This is a genomic window from Streptomyces sp. NPDC052040 (assembly GCF_044548405.1).
In the GTDB taxonomy this organism is placed as follows: Bacteria; Actinomycetota; Actinomycetes; order Streptomycetales; family Streptomycetaceae; genus Streptomyces.
Genome location: NZ_JBIUBV010000012.1, coordinates 13,928 through 34,481 on the forward strand (window position 1 = coordinate 13,928; position 20,554 = coordinate 34,481).

Annotated in this window: 17 protein-coding genes; 14 read left to right on the forward strand and 3 right to left on the reverse strand. The window is 72.9% G+C overall.

Going from position 1 to position 20,554, the window contains the following annotated elements:
• Window positions 1-93: 93 nt before the first annotated feature.
• The gene (locus tag ACIHAA_RS22610; RefSeq protein ID WP_399820196.1) at window positions 94-579 is read right to left on the reverse strand and encodes an Lrp/AsnC family transcriptional regulator; all 486 of its coding nucleotides are present in this window, start codon (window positions 577-579) and stop codon (window positions 94-96) included.
• A 189-nt stretch (window positions 580-768) separates the two neighbouring features.
• Between ACIHAA_RS22610 and pdhA (ACIHAA_RS22615) the strand changes: the two genes are divergently transcribed.
• The 6 genes from pdhA (ACIHAA_RS22615) to ACIHAA_RS22640 all read left to right on the forward strand — a co-directional run bounded on the left by pdhA (ACIHAA_RS22615) (window position 769) and on the right by ACIHAA_RS22640 (window position 8,251).
• Entirely contained in the window at window positions 769-1,914 is a 1,146-nt protein-coding gene (gene pdhA / locus ACIHAA_RS22615) for a pyruvate dehydrogenase (acetyl-transferring) E1 component subunit alpha (protein WP_399819906.1), read from the forward strand.
• On the forward strand, window positions 1,911-2,915 hold the full coding sequence (locus ACIHAA_RS22620) for an alpha-ketoacid dehydrogenase subunit beta (protein ID WP_399819908.1): 1,005 nt from the start codon (window positions 1,911-1,913) through the stop codon (window positions 2,913-2,915). The genes pdhA (ACIHAA_RS22615) and ACIHAA_RS22620 overlap by 4 nt, the downstream gene beginning before the upstream one ends.
• Window positions 2,915-4,414 carry a dihydrolipoamide acetyltransferase family protein gene (locus tag ACIHAA_RS22625; protein WP_399819911.1) on the forward strand — a complete coding sequence of 500 codons (1,500 nt, stop codon included), beginning with the start codon at window positions 2,915-2,917 and terminating at the stop codon, window positions 4,412-4,414. Before ACIHAA_RS22620 ends, ACIHAA_RS22625 begins: the two co-directional genes overlap by 1 nt.
• 203 nt (window positions 4,415-4,617) lie before the next feature.
• Window positions 4,618-5,532 carry an NTP transferase domain-containing protein gene (locus ACIHAA_RS22630; protein WP_399819912.1) on the forward strand — a complete coding sequence of 305 codons (915 nt, stop codon included), beginning with the start codon at window positions 4,618-4,620 and terminating at the stop codon, window positions 5,530-5,532.
• Window positions 5,529-7,106: a molybdopterin molybdotransferase MoeA gene (locus ACIHAA_RS22635; protein ID WP_399819914.1), complete on the forward strand. Its 1,578-nt coding sequence runs from the start codon at window positions 5,529-5,531 to the stop codon at window positions 7,104-7,106. The genes ACIHAA_RS22630 and ACIHAA_RS22635 overlap by 4 nt, the downstream gene beginning before the upstream one ends.
• Before the next feature lie 164 nt (window positions 7,107-7,270).
• The gene (locus ACIHAA_RS22640; RefSeq protein WP_399819916.1) at window positions 7,271-8,251 is read left to right on the forward strand and encodes an NAD(P)H-quinone oxidoreductase; all 981 of its coding nucleotides are present in this window, start codon (window positions 7,271-7,273) and stop codon (window positions 8,249-8,251) included.
• A gap of 26 nt (window positions 8,252-8,277) precedes the next feature.
• Here ACIHAA_RS22640 and ACIHAA_RS22645 read toward each other — a convergent pair whose 3' ends face one another.
• Window positions 8,278-9,432 (reverse strand): hypothetical protein, encoded by a 1,155-nt coding sequence (locus ACIHAA_RS22645; protein WP_399819919.1) that lies wholly within the window; start codon window positions 9,430-9,432, stop codon window positions 8,278-8,280.
• Window positions 9,433-9,738: 306 nt separating this feature from the next.
• Here ACIHAA_RS22645 and ACIHAA_RS22650 point away from each other — a divergent pair, with 306 nt between their 5' ends.
• From ACIHAA_RS22650 to ACIHAA_RS22675, 6 genes are all read left to right on the forward strand, one after another.
• Window positions 9,739-10,305, forward strand: coding sequence for a PadR family transcriptional regulator (locus ACIHAA_RS22650; protein ID WP_399819921.1), 567 nt, complete (start codon window positions 9,739-9,741; stop codon window positions 10,303-10,305).
• Between the two features lie 171 nt (window positions 10,306-10,476).
• Window positions 10,477-11,022 (forward strand): bacterial proteasome activator family protein, encoded by a 546-nt coding sequence (locus ACIHAA_RS22655; RefSeq protein ID WP_399819923.1) that lies wholly within the window; start codon window positions 10,477-10,479, stop codon window positions 11,020-11,022.
• 699 nt (window positions 11,023-11,721) lie between these two features.
• The gene (locus ACIHAA_RS22660; protein WP_399819925.1) at window positions 11,722-13,293 is read left to right on the forward strand and encodes a protein kinase; all 1,572 of its coding nucleotides are present in this window, start codon (window positions 11,722-11,724) and stop codon (window positions 13,291-13,293) included.
• Window positions 13,294-13,795: 502 nt separating this feature from the next.
• Window positions 13,796-14,986 carry a pyruvate dehydrogenase (acetyl-transferring) E1 component subunit alpha gene (pdhA, locus tag ACIHAA_RS22665; RefSeq protein ID WP_399819927.1) on the forward strand — a complete coding sequence of 397 codons (1,191 nt, stop codon included), beginning with the start codon at window positions 13,796-13,798 and terminating at the stop codon, window positions 14,984-14,986.
• Between the two features lies 1 nt (window position 14,987).
• Window positions 14,988-15,965: an alpha-ketoacid dehydrogenase subunit beta gene (locus tag ACIHAA_RS22670; protein ID WP_399819929.1), complete on the forward strand. Its 978-nt coding sequence runs from the start codon at window positions 14,988-14,990 to the stop codon at window positions 15,963-15,965.
• A 10-nt stretch (window positions 15,966-15,975) separates the two neighbouring features.
• On the forward strand, window positions 15,976-17,367 hold the full coding sequence (locus tag ACIHAA_RS22675) for a dihydrolipoamide acetyltransferase family protein (protein WP_399819931.1): 1,392 nt from the start codon (window positions 15,976-15,978) through the stop codon (window positions 17,365-17,367).
• Between the two features lie 83 nt (window positions 17,368-17,450).
• Here the strand turns inward: ACIHAA_RS22675 and ACIHAA_RS22680 are convergent, their stop codons facing one another.
• The gene (locus tag ACIHAA_RS22680; protein WP_399819933.1) at window positions 17,451-18,344 is read right to left on the reverse strand and encodes a D-alanyl-D-alanine carboxypeptidase family protein; all 894 of its coding nucleotides are present in this window, start codon (window positions 18,342-18,344) and stop codon (window positions 17,451-17,453) included.
• Window positions 18,345-18,551: 207 nt separating this feature from the next.
• On the opposite strand from ACIHAA_RS22680, the gene ACIHAA_RS22685 reads away from it, so the two are divergent.
• Window positions 18,552-19,235: a GntR family transcriptional regulator gene (locus ACIHAA_RS22685; RefSeq protein WP_399819935.1), complete on the forward strand. Its 684-nt coding sequence runs from the start codon at window positions 18,552-18,554 to the stop codon at window positions 19,233-19,235.
• Window positions 19,232-20,548, forward strand: coding sequence for a nitrate/nitrite transporter (locus tag ACIHAA_RS22690; RefSeq protein WP_399819937.1), 1,317 nt, complete (start codon window positions 19,232-19,234; stop codon window positions 20,546-20,548). Before ACIHAA_RS22685 ends, ACIHAA_RS22690 begins: the two co-directional genes overlap by 4 nt.
• Window positions 20,549-20,554: the final 6 nt, after the last annotated feature.

Here is a 20,554-nt window from a genome sequence, read left to right on the forward strand (position 1 = left end):
CCGCTCCGAGCACTGAGGCCGCTCCGAGCACTGAGACCGCTCCGAGCACTGAGACCGCTCCGGGGACGCGCCGCGCGCCATGCTTCAGGTCCCTCAGCCCTCCGGCTCCAGGTCCTCTTCCTCGAACACCAGCAGGGTGCGGGTACTGAGCACTTCGGGGATCGCCTGGAGCCGGGTGAGGACCAGCTCGCGCAGTGCTCTGTTGTCCGGGGTGTGCACCAGGAGCAGCACGTCGAAATCGCCGCCCACCAGGGAGATGTGGGAGGCGCCGGGCAGGACGCGCAACTGCTCGCGGACCGTGCGCCAGGAATTCTGGACAATCTTCAGGGTGATGTACGCCGAAGTGCCCTGACCTGCACGTTCGTGGTTCACCCGGGCGCCGAAGCCACGGATCACGCCGTCCTCGACGAGCCGGTTGATCCGCGCGTAGGCGTTGGCGCGGGACACATGGACCTGCTCGGCGACCGAGCGTATGGAGGCCCGGCCGTCCGATTGGAGTATCCGCAGGATGTCGCGGTCGATGGCGTCCAGGGGGCGTGCGGGGGGCGGTACCGGGCCGTGCTCCGTCTGCTCGGCCATTTGTTCAGGTGCCATGTGCCCCCGCCTCTCTACCATGGACGTACTGCGTCCATCTCAGGTTGTGGAGGACCGTCTGTCCACAGCCTTGAGGTGCCTGTAGCCAAAATGTGCCGTCGACCGAACAATCGGTAGGTGAGGCGCATCACCCCCGTGGCGCGCCCGAAGCCGCTCCCACGAGGAGGTGCCGTCATGACGGTCATGGAGCAGCGGGACGCCTACCGGCCGACCCCGCCGCCCGCCTGGCAGCCCCGTACCGACCCCGCTCCGCTGCTGCCCGACGCGCTGCCGTACCGCGTCCTCGGCACCGAGGCCGCCGCGAAGGCCGACCCGGAGCTTCTGCACCGGCTGTACACCCAGCTGGTGCGCGGCCGCCGGTACAACGCGCAGGCGACGGCGCTCACCAAGCAGGGCCGCCTGGCCGTCTACCCCTCCAGCACCGGGCAGGAGGCCTGCCAGGTCGCCGCCGCGCTCGTGCTGGAGGAGCGCGACTGGCTCTTCCCGAGCTACCGGGACACCCTCGCGGTCGTCGCACGCGGCGTCGACCCCGTTGAGGCCCTGACCCTGCTGCGCGGCGACTGGCACACCGGCTACGACCCGTACGAGCACCGGGTGGCCCCCCTGTCCACCCCGCTCGCCACCCAGCTGCCGCACGCCGTGGGCCTCGCGCACGCCGCCCGGCTGAAGGGCGACGACGTGGTCGCGCTCGCCCTGGTCGGCGACGGCGGCACCAGCGAGGGCGACTTCCACGAGGCGCTGAACTTCGCCGCGGTGTGGCAGGCCCCGGTCGTCTTCCTGGTCCAGAACAACGGCTTCGCGATCTCCGTACCGCTCGCCAAGCAGACCGCGGCGCCGTCCCTGGCGCACAAGGCGGTCGGCTACGGCATGCCGGGCCGCCTGGTCGACGGCAACGACGCGGCCGCCGTGCACGAGGTCCTCTCCGAGGCCGTACGGCATGCGCGCGCGGGCGGCGGCCCCACCCTGGTCGAGGCGGTGACGTACCGCATCGACGCCCACACCAACGCCGACGACGCGACCCGCTACCGCGGCGACGCCGAGGTCGAGACCTGGCAGGCCCACGACCCGGTCGTGCTGCTGGAGCGGGAGCTGACCCGGCGCGGCCTGCTCGGGGAGGACGGCATACGGGCCGCCCGCGAGGACGCCGAGACGCTCGCCGCAGACCTGCGGGCGCGCATGAACCAGGACCCGGTGCTCGACCCCATGGACCTCTTCGCCCATGTGTACGACCGGCCCACCGCCCAACTCCTCGAACAGCAGGCGCAGTTGCAGGCCGAGCTGGACGCGGCCGCGGCCGGACCGGAAGGAGCCGGGCGATGACGACCGTTGCCCTCAAGCCGGCCACCATGGCGCAGGCCCTCACCCGGGCGATGCGCGACGCCATGGCGGCCGACCCGTCCGTGCACGTCATGGGCGAGGACGTCGGCACGCTCGGCGGCGTCTTCCGGGTCACCGACGGCCTCGCCAAGGAGTTCGGCGAGACCCGCTGCACGGACACCCCGCTCGCCGAGGCCGGGATCCTCGGCACGGCCGTCGGCATGGCGATGTACGGCCTCAGGCCGGTCGTGGAGATGCAGTTCGACGCCTTCGCCTACCCCGCCTTCGAGCAGCTGGTCAGCCATGTGTCGCGGATGCGCAACCGCACCCGCGGCGCGATGCCGCTGCCCCTGACGGTCCGGATCCCCTACGGCGGCGGCATCGGCGGCGTCGAGCACCACAGCGACTCCTCCGAGGCCTACTACATGGCGACCCCGGGCCTCCATGTGGTCACCCCCGCGACGGTCGCGGACGCCTACGGGCTGCTGCGCGCCGCCATCGCCTCCGACGACCCGGTCGTCTTCCTCGAACCCAAGCGGCTGTACTGGTCGAAGGACTCCTGGAACCCCGAGGAGCCCGAGACCGTGGAGCCCCTGGGCCGCGCGGTGGTGCGGCGTCCGGGCAGCAGCGCGACGCTGATCACCTACGGGCCGTCCGTCCCCGTCTGCCTGGAGGCCGCCGAGGCGGCCCGCGAGGAGGGCTGGGACCTCGAAGTCGTCGATCTGCGCTCCCTGGTGCCGTTCGACGACGCGACGGTGACCGCGTCCGTGCGCCGCACGGGCCGGGCCCTGGTGGTGCACGAGGCGACCGGCTTCGGCGGTCCGGGCGGGGAGATCGCCGCCCGCGTCACCGAGCGCTGCTTCCATCATCTGGAGGCGCCGGTGCTGCGGGTGACCGGTTTCGACCTCCCCTATCCGCCGCCGATGCTGGAGCGGCACCATCTGCCCGGTGTCGACCGGATCCTGGACGCCGTGGGGCGCCTTCAGTGGGAGGCGGAGGGCTGATGGCGCAGGTGCTGGAGTTCAGGCTGCCGGACCTCGGCGAAGGGCTGACCGAGGCGGAGATCGTCCGCTGGCTGGTGAAGGTCGGGGACGTCGTCACGGTCGACCAGCCGGTCGTCGAGGTGGAGACGGCCAAGGCGATGGTCGAGGTGCCCTGCCCCTATGGGGGTGTGGTCACCGCCCGCTTCGGCGAGGAGGGCACGGAACTGCCGGTCGGTGCCCCGCTGCTGACGGTCGCCGTGGGCGGTGCCGCGGACGCGGACGGGGACGCCGACTCCTCGGGGAATGTGCTGGTCGGGTACGGCACATCGGCGGCTCCCGCCCGGCGCCGCCGGGTCCGGCCACCCCGGCCCGGCGCCCGCCCCGCGGACGGAGTCCCGCACATGGTCGACTCCGTCGACGGACTCGCCCCGGCCGGGACCGTGTCCGCCGCCCCGGCCGCGGTGCTGCCTGCCGCGGCCCAGGCTCCCGCAGTGGAGGCACGCACCCTCCACGCGGACGGCGTCCGGCACCCCGAAGGACCCGTCCCGGTGATCTCCCCGCTGGTCCGCAGGCTCGCCCGGGAGGGCGGGCTCGATCTGCGGCACCTGGAGGGCTCCGGGCCCGACGGGCTGATCCTGCGGGCCGATGTGGAGGACGCCCTCAGGGCCGCCGCGTCCCGCCCGGGCGCGACAGGGGCCACCGCCTTCACGGCCGCCGGAGCGGCACCGGGTGCCCGGACCGGCACCCATCCGCCGACCACCGCACCGCCGACCACCGCCCCGGCGCACACGGCCCCCGGGGTGGACGCGGCGGCGGACAGGACGGCCACCGGCGGCACCCGGATCCCCCTCAAGGGCGTCCGCGGGGCGGTCGCCGACAAGCTCTCCCGGAGCCGGCGCGAGATCCCCGACGCGACCTGCTGGGTGGACGCCGATGCCACGGAGCTGATGCGGGCGCGGACCGCCATGAACGCGGCGGGCGGCCCCAAGGTCGCCCTGCTCGCCCTGCTGGCCCGTATCTGCACGGCCGCCCTCGCCCGCTTCCCCGAGCTGAACTCCACGGTCGACCTGGAGGCCCGGGAGATCGTCCGGCTCGACCGGGTGCACCTCGGGTTCGCCGCCCAGACCGAACGGGGGCTCGTCGTCCCTGTCGTACGGGACGCGCACACCCGGGACGCCGAGTCGCTCACGGCGGAGTTCGCCCGGCTCACCGAGGCGGCCCGCGCCGGTTCGCTCACCCCCGCGGACCTCACCGGCGGGACCTTCACCCTGAACAACTACGGGGTGTTCGGCGTCGACGGCTCCACACCGATCATCAACCACCCCGAGGCGGCCATGCTCGGCGTCGGCCGGATCGTGCCCAAGCCATGGGTGCACCAGGGGGAGCTGGCGGTGCGCCAGGTCGTGCAGCTGTCGCTCACCTTCGACCACCGGGTCTGCGACGGCGGAACGGCGGGCGGCTTCCTGCGGTATGTCGCGGACTGCGTGGAACAGCCCGCGGTGCTGCTGCGCACGCTCTGAGGCCCGGGGAATCCGGCCCGACCGGCCCGACCGGGCCGACCGGCCCGACCGGGCCCGGAGCCTCCGCCGGTCCGGGACACCGGGGGCGTCCGTACGGTCCGGGACACCCGGGGTGTTCGCGTGCCGGTCTGCGTGCGCCGTCTCCGCGTGCGGTCCCCGGGCAGGAGGTGGCACCGGCCCGGACGGCGCCCATACTCGGGGGCATGACCGACTACGAGCGGCTTCCGGGCGAGCCGGACGTCGCTGTCTACGACGCCGTGGTGCTGGCCGGGGGTGCCGCCCGGCGCCTCGGCGGTGCCGACAAACCGGGGGTGCGGGTCGGCGGACGGCCGCTGCTCGACCGCGTCCTGGGGGCCTGCTCCGACGCGGCCACCACCGTCGTCGTCGCCGACCCCCGGCCCACCCCGCGTCCCGTCGTCTGGGCGCGGGAGGAGCCGTCGGGCGGCGGACCGGTCGCCGCGCTCGACGCGGGGCTGCGGCGCACCACCGCCGAGTGTGTGGTGGTGCTCTCCGCCGATCTGCCGTTCCTCCGGGCGGGAACGGTACGGCGGCTGCTGGCCGCGGTGCGGGCGAGTGGTGCCGAAGGGGCGGTGCTCACCGATCCCGAGGGCCGCGACCAGCCCCTGGTCGCCGCCTACCGGAGCGAGGCACTGCGGCGCGCACTCGCCGGACTGGCCACCGGCGAAGAGGCTTCCGCGAGCCCTCCGCACCCGGGGCTGGCCGGTCTTCCGCTGCGGCGGCTCACGGACCGGCTCGGCCTCACCCGGGTCCCCGACCCGGTGGCCTCCTTCGACTGCGACACCTGGGACGACATCGCGGCCGCCCGGTCGCGCATCAGGGAGCATGGGCACGTGTTGGATGAATGGATTTCCGCAGTCAAGGACGAACTGGGCCTCGACCTCGACGTCGACACCGGTGCGCTCCTCGACCTCGCCCGGGACGCCGCCCACAGCGTGGCCCGTCCCGCGGCCCCCCTGACGACCTTCCTCGTCGGCTACGCCGCCGCACAGGCGGGAGGCGGTCCCGAGACCGTTGCCGAGGCCGCCCGCAAGGCCGCCGCGCTCGCCCTGCGCTGGGCGGACGAGGAGTCCCCCAAGGCCGAGCCGGACGCCGGATGACGGGGAGAGGCGTTCGGGCGTGGGGCCCGGACACCGACGATCGGTATGTGGAGGAGGCTCTGGCCGTGGTCGACGACAGCGGTGCACGCGGCCGCCCGGGCGAGGCCCGCTCCACCCGCCCGTCCGGCAAGCGGCCCGACCCGGATCAGCACGACCGGGACCTCGAAGAGGCCCTGGCGCTGGTGCGGGACCCCGGCCCGCGGGGGACCCGGTCCGGGACACCCGCGCCGGATCCCGGCGCCCGTCACGCGTCCGGTACCCGGCACCGCGGCCAGGACGGCCCGGAGGAAGCCGCACCCTCCGCACCGGGCCGGGCCGGACGCCACCCGGCCGACTCGGGCCACACAGCTCACCCGGCCATGCCCTGGCCCGAGGCCCGGGCCGCCGCCGCGCGGGCGGCCCGTTCCGTGCCCCGCCGCGACCCCGTCGACCTGCCCCTCGACGCCGCCCTCGGCCTGGTGCTCGCCGCGCCGCTCACCGCACTGACCGACCTGCCCTCCTTCAACACCTCCGCCATGGACGGCTGGGCGGTGGCGGGCCCCGGCCCCTGGGACGTACGGGCGGAGGGGGTCCTTGCCGGGCACACCGAACCCGCTCCCCTGGAGGACGGCGAGGCCGTACGGATCGCCACCGGCGCCCGTATCCCCCCGGACACCACCGCGGTCCTGCGCAGCGAACACGGGCGGACCGACGACAAGGGCAGGCTGCACGCCGCTCTTCCCCCGGCCCCCGGCTCCTCCCGGACGGCGGGGACCGCCACGGTCGCGCACGGCCAGGACATCCGGCCGCGCGGCCAGGAGTGCCATGCCGGCGAGCAACTGCTCCCGCCCGGAGCCCTGGTCACCCCTGCCGTGCTCGGGCTCGCCGCGGCGGCCGGGTACGACACCGTGCGGGTACGGCCGCGACCCCGGGTCGACGTCCTGGTGCTGGGGGACGAGTTGCTCACCGAGGGTCCGCCCAGGGGCGGTCTGATCAGGGACGCGCTCGGCCCGATGCTGCCGCCGTGGCTGCGTGCGCTGGGCGCGGACGTGGTGGCCGTCCACAGGCTCGGTGACGACGCCGAGGCGCTGTACCGGGCGGTGGCCGCCTCGACGGCCGACATGGTCCTCACGACCGGCGGCACGGCCGGGGGACCGGTCGACCATGTGCACCCCACGCTGCGCCGCCTCGGTGCCGAACTCCTCGTGGACGGGGTACGGGTGCGCCCGGGGCACCCCATGCTCCTGGCACGCACCGGTGAGAGCCAGCACCTCGTCGGGCTGCCCGGCAACCCCCTCGCGGCCGTCTCCGGACTGCTCACCCTCGCCGAGCCCCTGCTGCGCGGTCTGACGGGCCGTACGACGCCCGAGCCGTACACGCTGCCGCTGAGCGACTCCGCCCACGGCCACCCGCACGACACCCGGCTGGTCCCGGTGACCGTGCGGGCCGACCATGCGGTTCCGTTGCACTACAGCGGCCCCGCCATGCTGCGGGGCATCGCCGCCGCGGACGCCCTGGCGGTCGTACCACCGGTGGGCGCCCGGTCCGGCCCGGAACGGGAGCTGCTGGACCTGCCCTGGATGTGGGCGGAGTAGGCCCGAAGCCGGGGTGCAGCGGGACGTGTTTCACGTGAAACATCCCCGCCGTGTGCCGCCGACGGGCGCGGACCGGCCCCCTGCCCCACCCACCCGAGGCATCTCCCTCCGCCACCGGGAACTCCGGGGCGGAGGGGCGCACCGCCAGGAGTAGCGTCCCTCCCATGTACGCGATCACGATTCCTGAACCCGGTGGGCCCGAGGCGCTGGTGTGGGCCGAGGTCCCCGATCCTGTTCCCGGCGAGGGCGAAGTACTGATCGAGGTGGTGGCCAGTGCCGTCAACCGGGCCGACCTCCTCCAGCGTCAGGGCCTCTACGCACCGCCGCCCGGCTCGTCGCCGTACCCCGGACTCGAATGCTCCGGCCGGATCGCCGCGCTCGGCCCCGGAGTCTCCGGCTGGGCCGTCGGCGACGAGGTGTGCGCACTGCTCGCGGGCGGCGGCTACGCCGAGAAGGTCGCGGTCCCGGCCGGACAGCTGCTGCCCGTCCCCGAAGGCGTCGAACTGCGCCGGGCGGCCGCGCTGCCGGAGGTGACCTGCACGGTCTGGTCGAACGTCTTCATGGTCGCCCATCTGCGCCCGGACGAGACGCTGTTGGTGCACGGCGGTTCCAGCGGCATCGGCACCATGGCGATCCAGTTGGCCAAGGCGGTGGGCGCCCGGGTGGCGGTCACGGCGGGCAGCAAGGAGAAGCTGGATTACTGCGCCGGACTGGGCGCGGATGTGCTGATCAACTACCGCGAGCAGGACTTCGTGGAGGAGGTCCGGCAGGCCACCGCCGGGGCCGGGGCGGACGTCATCCTCGACAACATGGGCGCGAAGTATCTGGACCGCAATGTCCAGGCGCTCGCGCTGAACGGCAGGCTGGCGATCATCGGTATGCAGGGCGGGGTGCAGGGCGAGCTGAACATCAGCGCGCTGCTGCGGAAGCAGGCGGCGATCACCGCGACCTCGCTCCGCGCCCGCCCGCTCGGGGAGAAGGCGACGATCGTGGCGGCGGTACGGGAGCACATCTGGCCGCTGATCGCCTCCGGCCGGGTGCGCCCGGTCGTGGACCGTGAACTGCCGATGAGCGAGGCGGGCACGGCCCACCAACTGCTGGACGAGAGCGGCCACATCGGGAAGGTGCTGCTGGTGGCGCCCTGAGAGGGGGCAGCAGGGGGACGGCCGGGTCACTCCCGGCGCACCCGCAGGCCGAGCAGGGCGATCGCCAGACCGAGGCCGATGAGCATCAGACCGCTGCCGAGGGGCAGCACCTCGACCATCGGCCGTGAGGCGGTGGTCCCCCGGGCGGGCACGGCGGACGTCTGGGCAGGGGCGGGCGGGGTCCCCGGGGGAAGGCCCGCCCCGAGGGAGGCCTCCCTGTCGGCGTCCGGGTCATCGGAGTCGGGGTCCTCGGAGGTCGAGTCGGGGTCCGCCGGGACCGTGCTGTCCTCGCTCGCCGATGCCGTCCCGGCGGGGCCGGTGGTGAGGGGGTCGGCGTATGCGGGGTCGTCGCCCTCGTCCTCCTCCGGGTCGGGGTCCGGCCGCCCGGGCCCCACCTGGCTCTTGCCGGCCAAGTTCCCGGCCCGGGAGGGTGCGGCCGGGGGCGAGGCGGAGCGGGAGGGGAGAGCGGCGGGGTGTCCCGGGGCGGGCGTCCGGCCGCTACCGGCGGGGGACTTGGCTCCGGGAGCGGCGGGGCGGGCGGAGGCGGCGGCCCCCGAGTGACCCGGCGCGGCCGTCCGGGCGGGCGCCCCCGCTGACGCGGGGCCCGCCGCGGCCGTTCCCCGGGAGGCTCCGGTCGCCTTGCCGCTCCCGGTGGCCGTCGTGTGTCCGAGGGGCACGGACGTCTGGGGTGCAGGGCCGTGCGAAGAGGTGGCGGGCGCTGTCGTGGACGGCCGGGCGGAGGCCGAGGAGGGCCGGGCGGACGCCGAGGAGGGCCGGATGGAGCGAAGACCGGCCGCGCCGAGCCGGGGCTGCCCGGGGCCCGCGGACGGGCCGCGGAGGACGAGCGCGGATCGCGTCTCGGAGGGTCCGCCGCCGGAGGAGGACCCGCCGTCGGACGATATGGGCTCGGCGAACGGCTGCTCCCCGACCCGGCCGCCGGGTCCGGCGAGCGGCAGGGCCGTCGGCCGTGCCGGGGGGTCCGCGAGGGTGCGCATCGTGGTCTGTACGGAGTACGAGGCGGCCCGGGCGCCGTGGGCGGGGCGTATCCCGGAGCCGGGCGTCATGCCCTGCGCGGCGGATATCGCGTAGACGCCGAGGACGGCGGTCGTCGTCAGGACCGGCGGCAGGGCGGCGGCGCGGAGCGTGCGGAACGTGGACGGCGTACGCAGCCTTGGAGTCACGCGTGTGACCCCCTCCCGTGCTCGGAGCGCAAGATCAACGCCCTCAGCCTCACACGGCTCCCCATATCCGGCATCTCGACCGATCCACCCGGCCCAAGCCCCCGACCGGCCCGGCACTCAAGCCCCGGCCCTGCTCCCGCCACCCCTCGCCCCAACCGCCCTCGCCCCGCTCCCGCCACCCCTCGCCCCAACCGCCCTCGCCCCGCTCCCGCCACCCCTCGCCCCAACCGCCCTCGCCCCGCTCCCGCCACCCCCACCCCCGTATCCCCGCTGGCGCTCTCCCCTCCCGCGGGCTACAGATACGGCATGTCGATACGCCACGGTCTGCTGGCGCTGCTGGAGCACGGTCCCCGGAGCGGGGCCCGGCTGCGTGCGGAGTTCGCGGCGCGGACCGGAGAGCCGTGGGCCCCGGAACCCGCCCGGCTGCGTGCCACCCTGGCGGCCCTGGAGGGGGACGGGCTCGTGGTGCGGGAGAGGCGGGAGACGGAGCCGCGGGCGCGCTATGCGCTCACCGCGGCGGGCCGTGCCGAACTGCGCGACTGGTACGCCCGCCCGGTGGAGGGCGGGGACCCGGCCCCCGACGAGCTGACGGTCAAGCTGGTGATGGCCGTGGGCGCGCCCGGTGTCGACGTACGGGCCGTGGTCGAGACCCAGCGCCGACAGCTCAGGGAGTCCCTGCGGGAGTTCGCCCGCAGGCGCGGTGAGGCCCTCGCCGAACTCCCCTCCCACCGGGACGAGGTGGCCCGGCTGCTGGTCCTGGACCGGATGGTGCTGACCGCCGAGGCCCGGCTGCTCTGGCTCGAACACTGCGAGGCCAGACTGCAACGCCTGCCCGGGGCACCGGACACGGAACACCCGAGCGGAACCGGCTGAGGCTCCGCCCAGCCCCGATCGAGCCCCGACCGAGCCCCAGCCCCGATCGAGCCCCGACAGAGGCAAGCCCGCGGCCCGGTCGGGGTGCGGTCGGGGCGCGGACAGAGGGTGGATCATCGCTTACCGAGGGCACATGGCTGATGTCGAGTACGGGTACGAGAGAATGGCGGCATGGAGATGCCGAGGAACGAAAGCTCGTCGGAGAACGCCCCGAGAATCCTGGTCGTGGGCCAGGACGGAATGGCGCTCGGCGGCACCGGAGACGATGGCTCCCGGGAGATCCCGGTGACGGACCAGGTGGAGCAGCCCGCGAAGGTCATGCGCATCGGCAGCATGATCAAGCAGTTGCTGGAGGAGGTGCGCGTCGCCCCGCTGGACGAGGCGAGCCGCCAGCGCCTGAAGGAGATCCACGCCAGCTCGGTGAAGGAGCTGGAGGACGGTCTCGCTCCCGAACTGGTCGAGGAGCTGGAGCGGCTCTCCCTGCCCTTCACGGACGAGGCGATCCCGAGCGACGCGGAACTGCGCATCGCGCAGGCGCAGTTGGTGGGCTGGCTGGAGGGCCTCTTCCACGGGATCCAGACCACGCTGTTCGCCCAGCAGATGGCGGCGCGCGCCCAGTTGGAGCAGATGCGCCGCGCCCTCCCGCCGGGTGTCGGCTCCCCGGACGGCGAAGAGGACCACCATGCGGGCGGCCGCACGGGCGGCCCGTACCTCTGACCCGCACGACTGCGACCCCCCCCGGGCCCGGCACCACCACGGTGCCGGGCCCTTCCGCGTACGCGCGGACGCGGCGGCCTTGATCAGGTTCCCGGTGCGGCCCCTCCGCGTATGCGCGCCCAGGCGAGCGCACGCGGGCGCTCACGTACGCTCGTGGGCACACGTGAGTTTCGCCACGGAGCGCCCGCGCGGTTCACCCGCCCCCGGACGGCCCGTTCGCGACTCGACGCGCTGTGAAGTGTCCTGATCATGATCTGCTGGAACGGCACGGTGTGTGGTAGCGCGAACACCGTGCGCGGCGGACGGGCTGCCAGGGGTGCCCCCTCCACCCGGGCCGTTCGCCCCGGTGGCAACAGGGCCCCCGCGCCTCGCTGTTCATGATCCCCGTCGGGCCGCCGGTGATCTGGAACCGTTTGCTCCGCGATCGACTGACACCTTCCGGCCAACTCTGCCGCGGGGTGCGAAGATGCCCTGCTCCCGCCCGTTCGTGACCGTACGCGCAAGAAGCTTCGCGGAAGCGTTACGGGGGTCGAACGGCCTCTGCACGGAATTTGCACTCGGGACGGGACGCGAGGTTTGATGGCCGGTCCGTCTCGGACGAATCCCGGACCGGCGCCTGGCGTGGAGCCTGTAGCGTGGCCCGTCGGAGACCGTGACAACGACCGCGCAGACCGCGGGCAGAAACGACGGCGAGGACTGATGGCACAGACGCAGCGCGCCCAGGGCCCGTCCGACCCCGAGGCGACTGGCGGCGGGATGTCGGACGCGCCGGAGAACTGGGGCAACGGGGGGCTCGTCGGGGACGGCCGGTACCGGCTGACCCACAGACTCGGCCGGGGCGGCATGGCCGAGGTGTTCGCGGCCGAGGACGTGCGCCTCGGGCGGACCGTCGCGGTCAAGCTGCTGCGCTCGGACCTCGCCGAGGACCCGGTCTCCAAGGCCCGCTTCACCCGCGAGGCCCAGTCGGTGGCCGGCCTCAACCACCACGCGATCGTCGCCGTGTACGACTCCGGCGAGGACCAGGTGGCCGGCCAGGCGGTGCCGTACATCGTGATGGAGCTGGTCGAGGGCCGGACGATCCGCGACCTGCTGCTCAACGCGGAAGCACCCGGACCCGAGCAGGCCCTGATCATCGTCTCGGGCGTGCTGGAGGCCCTCGCCTACTCGCACCAGCACGGCATCGTGCACCGCGACATCAAGCCCGCGAACGTCATCATCACCCACAACGGCGCCGTGAAGGTGATGGACTTCGGCATCGCCCGCGCCCTGCACGGGGCGTCCACCACGATGACGCAGACCGGCATGGTCATGGGCACGCCGCAGTACCTCTCCCCGGAGCAGGCGCTCGGCAAGGCCGTCGACCACCGCTCGGACCTGTACGCGACGGGCTGCCTGCTGTACGAGCTGCTGTCGCTGCGGCCGCCGTTCGTCGGCGAGACCCCGCTGTCCGTGGTGTACCAGCACGTCCAGGACATCCCGGTGCCCCCGTCCCGGATCTCGGAGGCCGCGGCCCCGCCGGAGCTGGACGGCCTGGTCATGCGGTCCCTGGCGAAGGACCCGGACGACCGGTTCCAGACCGCGGAGGAGATGCGCGGCCTGATCCAGTACGCGCTCCAGATGCTGTACGACCAGGGCGGCCACACCGGCACCTGGAACACCGGCCCGGTCCAGGCGCACGAGGGCCGGCACACGCCCGCGGGCGGCTTCGCCGGTACGACGGCGATGCCGCACCCCGGCGAGTCCGGCACCACGCAGATCCCGCAGCCCATCCTGCCCTCCGGCTACGGCGGCGGGGACGACGGCGGCTTCGAGGGGCACGGCAACCGGGGCAGCGGCCGCGGCAAGCTGTGGATCCTCGCGGTGCTCGCGGTGATCGCCATCGCCGGCGGTGTCGCGCTGGCGATGAACAACACGGGCGGCGGCAGTGCCGACCCGGGCACCACGCAGTCCCCGCCCCCGTCGAAGTCCCAGGACGACAAGCAGTCCCCCGAGACGCCGAGCGACGAGGCCACCGACTCCTCCACGGGTGACGGCTCGGAGACGGGCAGCGGCCAGGACTGGACGCCCTCGGACACGCCGTCGCAGAGCTACAGCGAGCAGCCGCCGCCGCAGCCCTCCACGTCGCCGGACCAGCCGAGCGACGAGCCCTCCGACACGACGCCCACGGACAACCCGACGGACACCCCCACGGACGACGGCGGCGACACCTCGGGGCCGACCGCGCCGGACGGCGGGAACACCACGGGCGCGGGCATCCCCCAGGTGCCCTGAGCCGCACGGAGCGCAGCAGCAGGGGGCGGGCCGCCCCGGAAACGGCCACAGGCGCGCGTGGGACCCGGAGACGGGCTCCACGCGCGCTTCCGTTTGCCCAGGTGGCGCGCCCGGGGCGGTCCGGGTCGCGCGCAGGTCGAGGGCGCCACACCGGGATCACCCCGAAAAGACATCTTCCCGTGCTCCAGGTGAGCGGGATAACGTGCCGTTGTTCCGGTCCCCTGCAACGCTGTGACCAGCATCTGTGCCCGACTTACTCGATTTACTTGGATATCCAAGCAAAATCCCAGGTCAGGAGGGGTTTCACAGAAATGTCGCGCACTGGGTAACGTGCCCTTTGCAGGGCTGCCGCCGGGGCACCTGTCACGTCTGTCTCGAACGCGTCGCACCCACCCCGTGCGTCCGTGCGCTGCAGGCGAGCCGCTCTCACCGGCCCCCAGTGGGCCGAGGGGACCCCCAGGCACCCGGCGAACCCGGGGGCCGGACCGACGGAGGAGCACACGTGACCGTGGAGAGCACTGCCGCGCGCAGGCCGCGACGCAGCGCCGGTAGCAAGGCCGGCACCACCGGCACCAAACGCACCACCCGCACCACGCCCAAGAAGGGCGCCGACGCCGATCTCATCCAGCTGCTGACGCCGGAGGGCGAGCGCGTCGCGCATCCCGAGTACGACCGGTACGTCGAGGACATCACGCCCGACGAGCTGCGAGGTCTCTACCGGGACATGGTGCTGACCCGACGCTTCGACGCGGAGGCCACCTCCCTTCAGCGCCAGGGCGAGCTGGGCCTGTGGGCCTCGCTGCTCGGCCAGGAGGCCGCCCAGATCGGTTCGGGACGTGCCCTGAACGACGAGGACTACGTCTTCCCGACCTACCGCGAGCACGGTGTCGCCTGGTGCCGCGGGGTCGACCCGGCCAATCTCCTCGGCATGTTCCGCGGTGTGAACAACGGCGGCTGGGACCCCGCCAGCAACAACTTCCACCTCTACACGATCGTCATCGGCTCGCAGACCCTGCACGCCACGGGCTACGCCATGGGCGTCGCCAAGGACGGCGCGGACTCGGCGGTGATCGCGTACTTCGGCGACGGTGCCTCCAGCCAGGGCGACGTCGCGGAGTCCTTCACCTTCGCGGCGGTCTACAACGCGCCGGTGGTGTTCTTCTGCCAGAACAACCAGTGGGCGATCTCCGAGCCGACCGAGAAGCAGATGCGCGTCCCGCTCTACCAGCGGGCGCAAGGCTTCGGCTTCCCGGGCGTGCGGGTGGACGGCAATGACGTCCTGGCCTGTCTCGCGGTCACCAAGTGGGCGCTGGAGCGGGCGCGCAACGGCGAGGGCCCGACCCTGGTGGAGGCGTTCACGTACCGGATGGGCGCGCACACCACCTCCGACGACCCCACCCGCTACCGCCACGACGACGAGCGGGCCGCCTGGGAGGCGAAGGACCCGATCATCCGGCTGCGCGCCCATCTCCTCGCCGCACACCACGCGGACGAGGGATTCTTCGCGGAACTCGAAGCGGAGAGCGAGGCGTTGGGTAGGCGGGTGCGTGAGGCGGTCCGTGCGATGCCGGACCCGGACCACTTCGCCATCTTCGAGAACGTGTACGCGGACGGGCATGCGCTCGTCGACGAGGAGCGGGCCCGGTTCGCCGCCTACCAGGCGTCGTTCGCGGACGTTGAAGGGGGCAAGTGACGTGGCGGAGAAGATGGCTCTCGCCAAGGCGATCAACGAGTCGCTGCGCAAGGCCCTGGAGTCGGACCCCAAGGTCCTGGTGATGGGCGAGGACGTCGGCAAGCTCGGTGGCGTGTTCCGGGTCACCGACGGCCTCCAGAAGGACTTCGGCGAGGAGCGGGTCATCGACACCCCGCTGGCCGAGTCGGGCATCGTGGGCACGGCGATCGGCCTGGCGCTGCGCGGGTACCGGCCGGTGGTGGAGATCCAGTTCGACGGTTTCGTCTTCCCCGCCTACGACCAGATCGTGACCCAGCTGGCGAAGATGCACGCCCGGTCCCTGGGCACGGTGAAGCTGCCGGTCGTCATCCGTATCCCCTACGGCGGCGGCATCGGCGCGGTGGAGCACCACTCCGAGTCCCCGGAGGCGCTGTTCGCGCATGTGGCGGGGCTGAAGGTGGTGTCCCCGTCGAACGCGTCGGACGCGTACTGGATGATGCAGCAGGCGATCCAGAGCGACGACCCGGTGATCTTCTTCGAGCCGAAGCGGCGCTACTGGGACAAGTCCGAGGTGGACGCCGAGGCCATTCCGTATCCCCTGCACAAGGCGCGGGTGGTGCGTGAGGGCACGGATGTCACGCTGGCCGCCTACGGTCCGATGGTGAAGGTGTGCCAGGAGGCCGCCGCGGCCGCCCAGGAGGAGGGCCGGTCCCTGGAGGTCCTGGACCTGCGTTCGGTCTCCCCGCTGGACTTCGACGCGGTGCAGGCGTCGGTGGAGAAGACCCGCCGCCTGGTGGTGGTGCACGAGGCACCGGTGTTCTTCGGCTCGGGAGCGGAGATCGCCGCCCGGATCACGGAGCGCTGCTTCTACCACCTGGAGGCGCCCGTGCTGCGGGTCGGCGGCTATCACGCCCCGTACCCTCCGGCGCGGCTGGAGGAGGAGTACCTGCCGGGCCTGGACCGGGTCCTGGATGCCGTCGACCGTGTCCTGGCGTACTGAGGAGAGGGCCGTGACGACGATGACTGACGCGTCCGTGCGCGAGTTCAAGATGCCCGACGTGGGCGAAGGCCTCACGGAGGCCGAGATCCTCAAGTGGTACGTCCAGCCCGGGGACACGGTCACCGACGGGCAGGTCGTGTGCGAGGTGGAGACCGCCAAGGCGGCGGTGGAGCTGCCGATCCCGTACGACGGGGTGGTCAGGGAGCTGCGTTTCCCCGAGGGCACCACGGTGGACGTCGGCACCGCGATCATCGCGGTCGACGTGGCGGGCGGCGCGCCCGCCGGGGCGCCTGCGGCTCCGCCTGCCGCGGAGCCGCAGGCGGAGCCCGCCGCGGCACCCCAGGAGCCGAAGCCGGCGGGCCGCCAGCCGGTCCTGGTCGGGTACGGCGTCGCGGAGTCCTCCACCAGGCGCCGCCCCCGCAAGACCACCGTGGTGGTGGGCGAGGAGGCCGTCCAGGCGGTCACGGCCCTCCAGGGCGAGCTGAACGGGCACGGTGCGAAGAGCCGCCCGCTGGCGAAGCCCCCGGTGCGCAAGCTCGCCAAGGACCTGGGTGTCGACCTGACCTCGGTCGTCCCGTCCGGCCCGGACGGGATCATCACCCGGGAGGACGTGCACGCGGCGGCGGCCCCCGCGGCGGCCCCGGCCCCGTCGGTCCCGGCGCCCGCGGCGGAGTCCCCGGCCGCCCCGGTGTCCGCGGCGGCGCGGGAGACCCGTGTCCCGGTCAAGGGCGTCCGCAAGGCCACCGCGCAGGCGATGGTCGGCTCCGCCTTCACCGCACCGCATGTCACCGAGTTCGTCACGGTCGATGTGACGCGCACGATGAAGCTGGTCGAGGAGCTGAAGCAGGACAAGGAGATGCAGGGTCTGCGGGTCAACCCGCTGCTGCTCATCGCCAAGGCCCTGCTGGTCGCGATCAGGCGGAACCCGGACATCAGCGCCGCCTGGGACGAGGCCAGCCAGGAGATCGTCCGCAAGCACTATGTGAACCTGGGGATCGCGGCGGCCACCCCGCGCGGTCTGATCGTGCCGAACATCAAGGACGCGCACGAGAAGACCCTTCCGCAGCTGGCGGAGGCGCTGGGCGAGCTGGTGTCCACGGCCCGTGAGGGCCGTACGGCGCCCGCCGCGATGCAGGGCGGCACGGTCACCATCACCAACGTCGGCGTCTTCGGCGTCGACACCGGTACGCCGATCCTCAACCCGGGCGAGTCCGCGATCCTCGCGGTCGGCGCGATCAAGCTCCAGCCCTGGGTCCACAAGGGCAAGGTCAAGCCCCGCCAGGTCACCACCCTGGCGCTGAGCTTCGACCACCGCCTGGTCGACGGCGAGCTGGGCTCCAAGGTCCTCGCGGATGTCGCGGCGATCCTGGAGCAGCCCAAGCGGCTGATCACCTGGGCGTAGCGCCCGGAGAGCGCCCGGAGAGCGCACACAGAAGGGGCCGGCCGCACAGAGCGGCCGGCCCCTTCTGATGCTGTGCGGGCCGGTCAGACGGCGAAGCCGTAGTCCAGCAGCTTCTTCGCGTCGGCGGTGCGGTTGTCGATCGTGGACGACGCCAGGACCGTGCCGATGACGGTCTTGCCGCCCCGGGTCGCGGCGAAGACCAGGCAGTACTTGGCCTCCGGGCCCGAGCCGGTCTTCACACCGATGGCGCCGCTGTAGGTGCCGAGCAGCGGGTTGGTGTTCGACCAGTTGTAGTAGCGGTAGCCCTTGCTCTTGGTGGTCGCCTTCTGCTGCGTCGACCTGGTGTTGACGACCGAGCGGAAGGTGCTGTTCTTCATGGCGTTGCTCGCGAGCTTCGTCAGGTCGCGCGGCGTCGAGTAGTTGTTGCCGTTGCCGATGCCGTCGAACGAGTCGAAGTGCGTGTTGGTCAGGCCGAGGCTCCGGGCGGTGGTGTTCATCTTGCCGATGAACGACTTCACGCGTGCGTCGCGCGTCGAGCCGGAGCCGAACTTGTCCGCCAGCGCGTAGGCCGCGTCACAGCCGGAGGGCAGCATCAGCCCGTACAGCAGCTGACGGACGGTGACCTGGTCGCCGACGATCAGATGGGCCTGGGAGGCGTTGTTCTTGACGACGTAGTCGCTGTAGGCCTTCTGGACCGTGACCTTGGAGTCCAGGTTCAGATTGGACTGGGACAGCACGACCTTGGCGGTCATGATCTTGGTGGTGGAGCCGGTGGACAGCTTGGTGTCGGCGGCCTTGGTGTACAGGCTCTTGCCGGTGCCGTTGTTCATCACGAAGCCGCCCTTGGCGGTGATCGTGGGCTGTGTGACGGCCTGTGCGGGTGCCGCGGTGAGGGCGGCGGCGGAGAGCACGGCGCCGGTGGTGAACACTGCTGCGGCCGCCCTGCGGACTCGCGCGCCCTTAATGCCGGTAATCAAGTTGAACGCTCCGATTGCGTCTCTGATGCACTGAATGCATCCACATGCCCCTGAAGGACGGTCCGATGACACGACCGCCTTCTCATGAGACTCGTAACTAGCACAAGAAGATGTGCAGTTGCCGGGACGGTTGAGAAAAGAAGTGTGCCAGGTCCGCATGGTGGACGTTCCACCGGCTTGCGTACGTGTTGTATCTATGATGTGCGCATGCCTGCCGCGCCTCCCGCCGCCCCCGTTCCCGAGACCTCGTCCGCCAAACAGCCGCCCGCCGCCGACCGGGTCTACACCCACGTCAAACGCGGTGTCCTGGAACGGCGTTACGAGGGCGGCACCCTGCTCACCGAGGGAGAGCTGGCCGAAGCGGTGGGGGTCTCGCGGACACCGGTGCGCGAGGCGCTGCTCCGGCTGGAGGTCGAGGGGCTGATCCGGCTCTACCCGAAGAAGGGGGCCCTGGTGCTGCCCGTCTCTGCGCAGGAGATCGCGGACGTGGTGGAGACCCGCCAGCTCGTCGAGGAACACGCGGCCCGCAAGGCCGTGCCCGCCCCGCCCGCCCTGATCCGCAGGCTGGAGGAACTGCTCGCCCGTCAGAAGGAGCAGGCCGCCGCAGGAGACCTGGCCGGGGCGGCGGTCACCGACCGCACCTTCCACGCCGAGATCGTGCGCAGCGGCGGCAACGAGATCCTCTCCCGACTCTACGACCAGCTCCGCGACCGCCAACTGCGGATGGGAGTCGCGGTGATGCACTCGCACCCCGACCGGATCGCCAAGACGCTCACCGAGCACGAGGAGATCCTCCAGGCCCTGCGCTCCGGCGACACCGAGGCGGCCGTGGAGGTCGTCCACCGCCATGTCAGCTGGTTCTCCCACCTGGCGCGGGGTGAGGTCCGATGAACTCCCGCACCCCCCACTCCCGCCCGGTCTCGCTGCCCGGGGACCCGCCGGGCGGCCGCCGGGCCGTCGCGGTCTGGGCGATAGGCGTCTCGGTCTACTTCGTCGCCGTCATCTTCCGCACCTCCCTGGGCGTGGCCGGGCTGGACGCCGCGGACCGCTTCCATGTGAACGCGTCCGCCCTGTCCACCTTCTCGATACTCCAGCTCCTGGTGTACGCGGGCATGCAGATACCCGTCGGCCTGCTGGTGGACCGGCTCGGCACCAAGAAGGTGCTGGCCATGGGGGTGGTGCTCTTCACCGCCGGACAGGTCGGCTTCGCGTTCTCCCCCACCTACGGCACGGCGCTCGCCTCGCGTGCGCTGCTCGGCTGCGGCGACGCCCTGACCTTCATCAGTGTGCTGCGCCTGGGCACCCGCTGGTTCCCGGCCCGCCGGGGGCCGCTGGTCGCCCAGCTCGCCGGTCTGGTGGGCATGGCGGGCAACCTGGTCTCCACCCTGGTGCTGGCCCGGCTGCTGCACGGGATCGGCTGGACGGCCGCGTTCGGCGGCAGCGCGCTCGCCGGGGTCGTGGTCCTGGTGCTGCTGCTCCTCTTCCTGAAGGACCACCCGGAGGGGCACGAGCCGGAGCCGTTCCCGCACCACGGGTCGGCCTATGTGCGGCGGCAGATCGCCGCGTCCTGGCGGGAGCCCGGCACCCGCCTCGGCATGTGGGTGCACTTCACCACCCAGTTCCCGGCGATGGTGTTCCTGCTGCTGTGGGGCCTGCCGTTCCTGGTCCAGGCCCAGGGCCTGTCACGGGCGACGGCCGGGGAACTGCTCACCCTCGTGGTGCTGTCCAACATGGTCGTCGGACTGGTCTACGGCCAGATCGTGGCCCGGCACCACTCCGCGCGGCTGCCGCTGGCGCTCGGCACGGTCGGGGCGACGGCGGCGCTGTGGGCGGCCGTGCTCTTCTGCCCGGGCCCGCACGCCCCGATGTGGCTGCTGGCCGTGCTGTGCACGGTGCTCGGGGCCTGCGGACCCGCCTCGATGCTCGGCTTCGACTTCGCGCGCCCGGCGAATCCGCCGGAGCGTCAGGGCACCGCCTCCGGCATCACCAACATGGGCGGTTTCATCGCCTCCATGACGACCCTGCTGGCGATCGGCGTGCTGCTGGACGCGACCGGTGACGACTACCGGGTGGCGTTCTCCGCCGTGTTCGTCCTCCAGGCCCTTGGGCTCAGCCAGATCCTGCGGCTGCGCGGCCAGGCGGCCCGCAGGGAGCAGGAGCGGCTGGTCGCCAGCCGGGTGGAAACGGTCCACGTACCGGCGTAGCGCCGG

What these genes read in the sequence shown, in the direction of transcription:
- ACIHAA_RS22620 (WP_399819908.1), top strand. Translation starts at nt 1,911, where the DNA reads ATGACGACCGTTGCCCTCAAGCCGGCCACCATGGCGCAGGCCCTCACC.
- ACIHAA_RS22640 (WP_399819916.1), top strand. Translation starts at nt 7,271, where the DNA reads ATGTACGCGATCACGATTCCTGAACCCGGTGGGCCCGAGGCGCTGGTG.
- ACIHAA_RS22630 (WP_399819912.1), top strand. Translation starts at nt 4,618, where the DNA reads ATGACCGACTACGAGCGGCTTCCGGGCGAGCCGGACGTCGCTGTCTAC.
- ACIHAA_RS22635 (WP_399819914.1), top strand. Translation starts at nt 5,529, where the DNA reads ATGACGGGGAGAGGCGTTCGGGCGTGGGGCCCGGACACCGACGATCGG.
- ACIHAA_RS22690 (WP_399819937.1), top strand. Translation starts at nt 19,232, where the DNA reads ATGAACTCCCGCACCCCCCACTCCCGCCCGGTCTCGCTGCCCGGGGAC.
- ACIHAA_RS22655 (WP_399819923.1), top strand. Translation starts at nt 10,477, where the DNA reads ATGGAGATGCCGAGGAACGAAAGCTCGTCGGAGAACGCCCCGAGAATC.
- pdhA (WP_399819906.1), top strand. Translation starts at nt 769, where the DNA reads ATGACGGTCATGGAGCAGCGGGACGCCTACCGGCCGACCCCGCCGCCC.
- ACIHAA_RS22685 (WP_399819935.1), top strand. Translation starts at nt 18,552, where the DNA reads ATGCCTGCCGCGCCTCCCGCCGCCCCCGTTCCCGAGACCTCGTCCGCC.
- ACIHAA_RS22660 (WP_399819925.1), top strand. Translation starts at nt 11,722, where the DNA reads ATGGCACAGACGCAGCGCGCCCAGGGCCCGTCCGACCCCGAGGCGACT.
- ACIHAA_RS22610 (WP_399820196.1), bottom strand. Translation starts at nt 579, where the DNA reads ATGGCCGAGCAGACGGAGCACGGCCCGGTACCGCCCCCCGCACGCCCC.
- ACIHAA_RS22650 (WP_399819921.1), top strand. Translation starts at nt 9,739, where the DNA reads ATGTCGATACGCCACGGTCTGCTGGCGCTGCTGGAGCACGGTCCCCGG.
- ACIHAA_RS22625 (WP_399819911.1), top strand. Translation starts at nt 2,915, where the DNA reads ATGGCGCAGGTGCTGGAGTTCAGGCTGCCGGACCTCGGCGAAGGGCTG.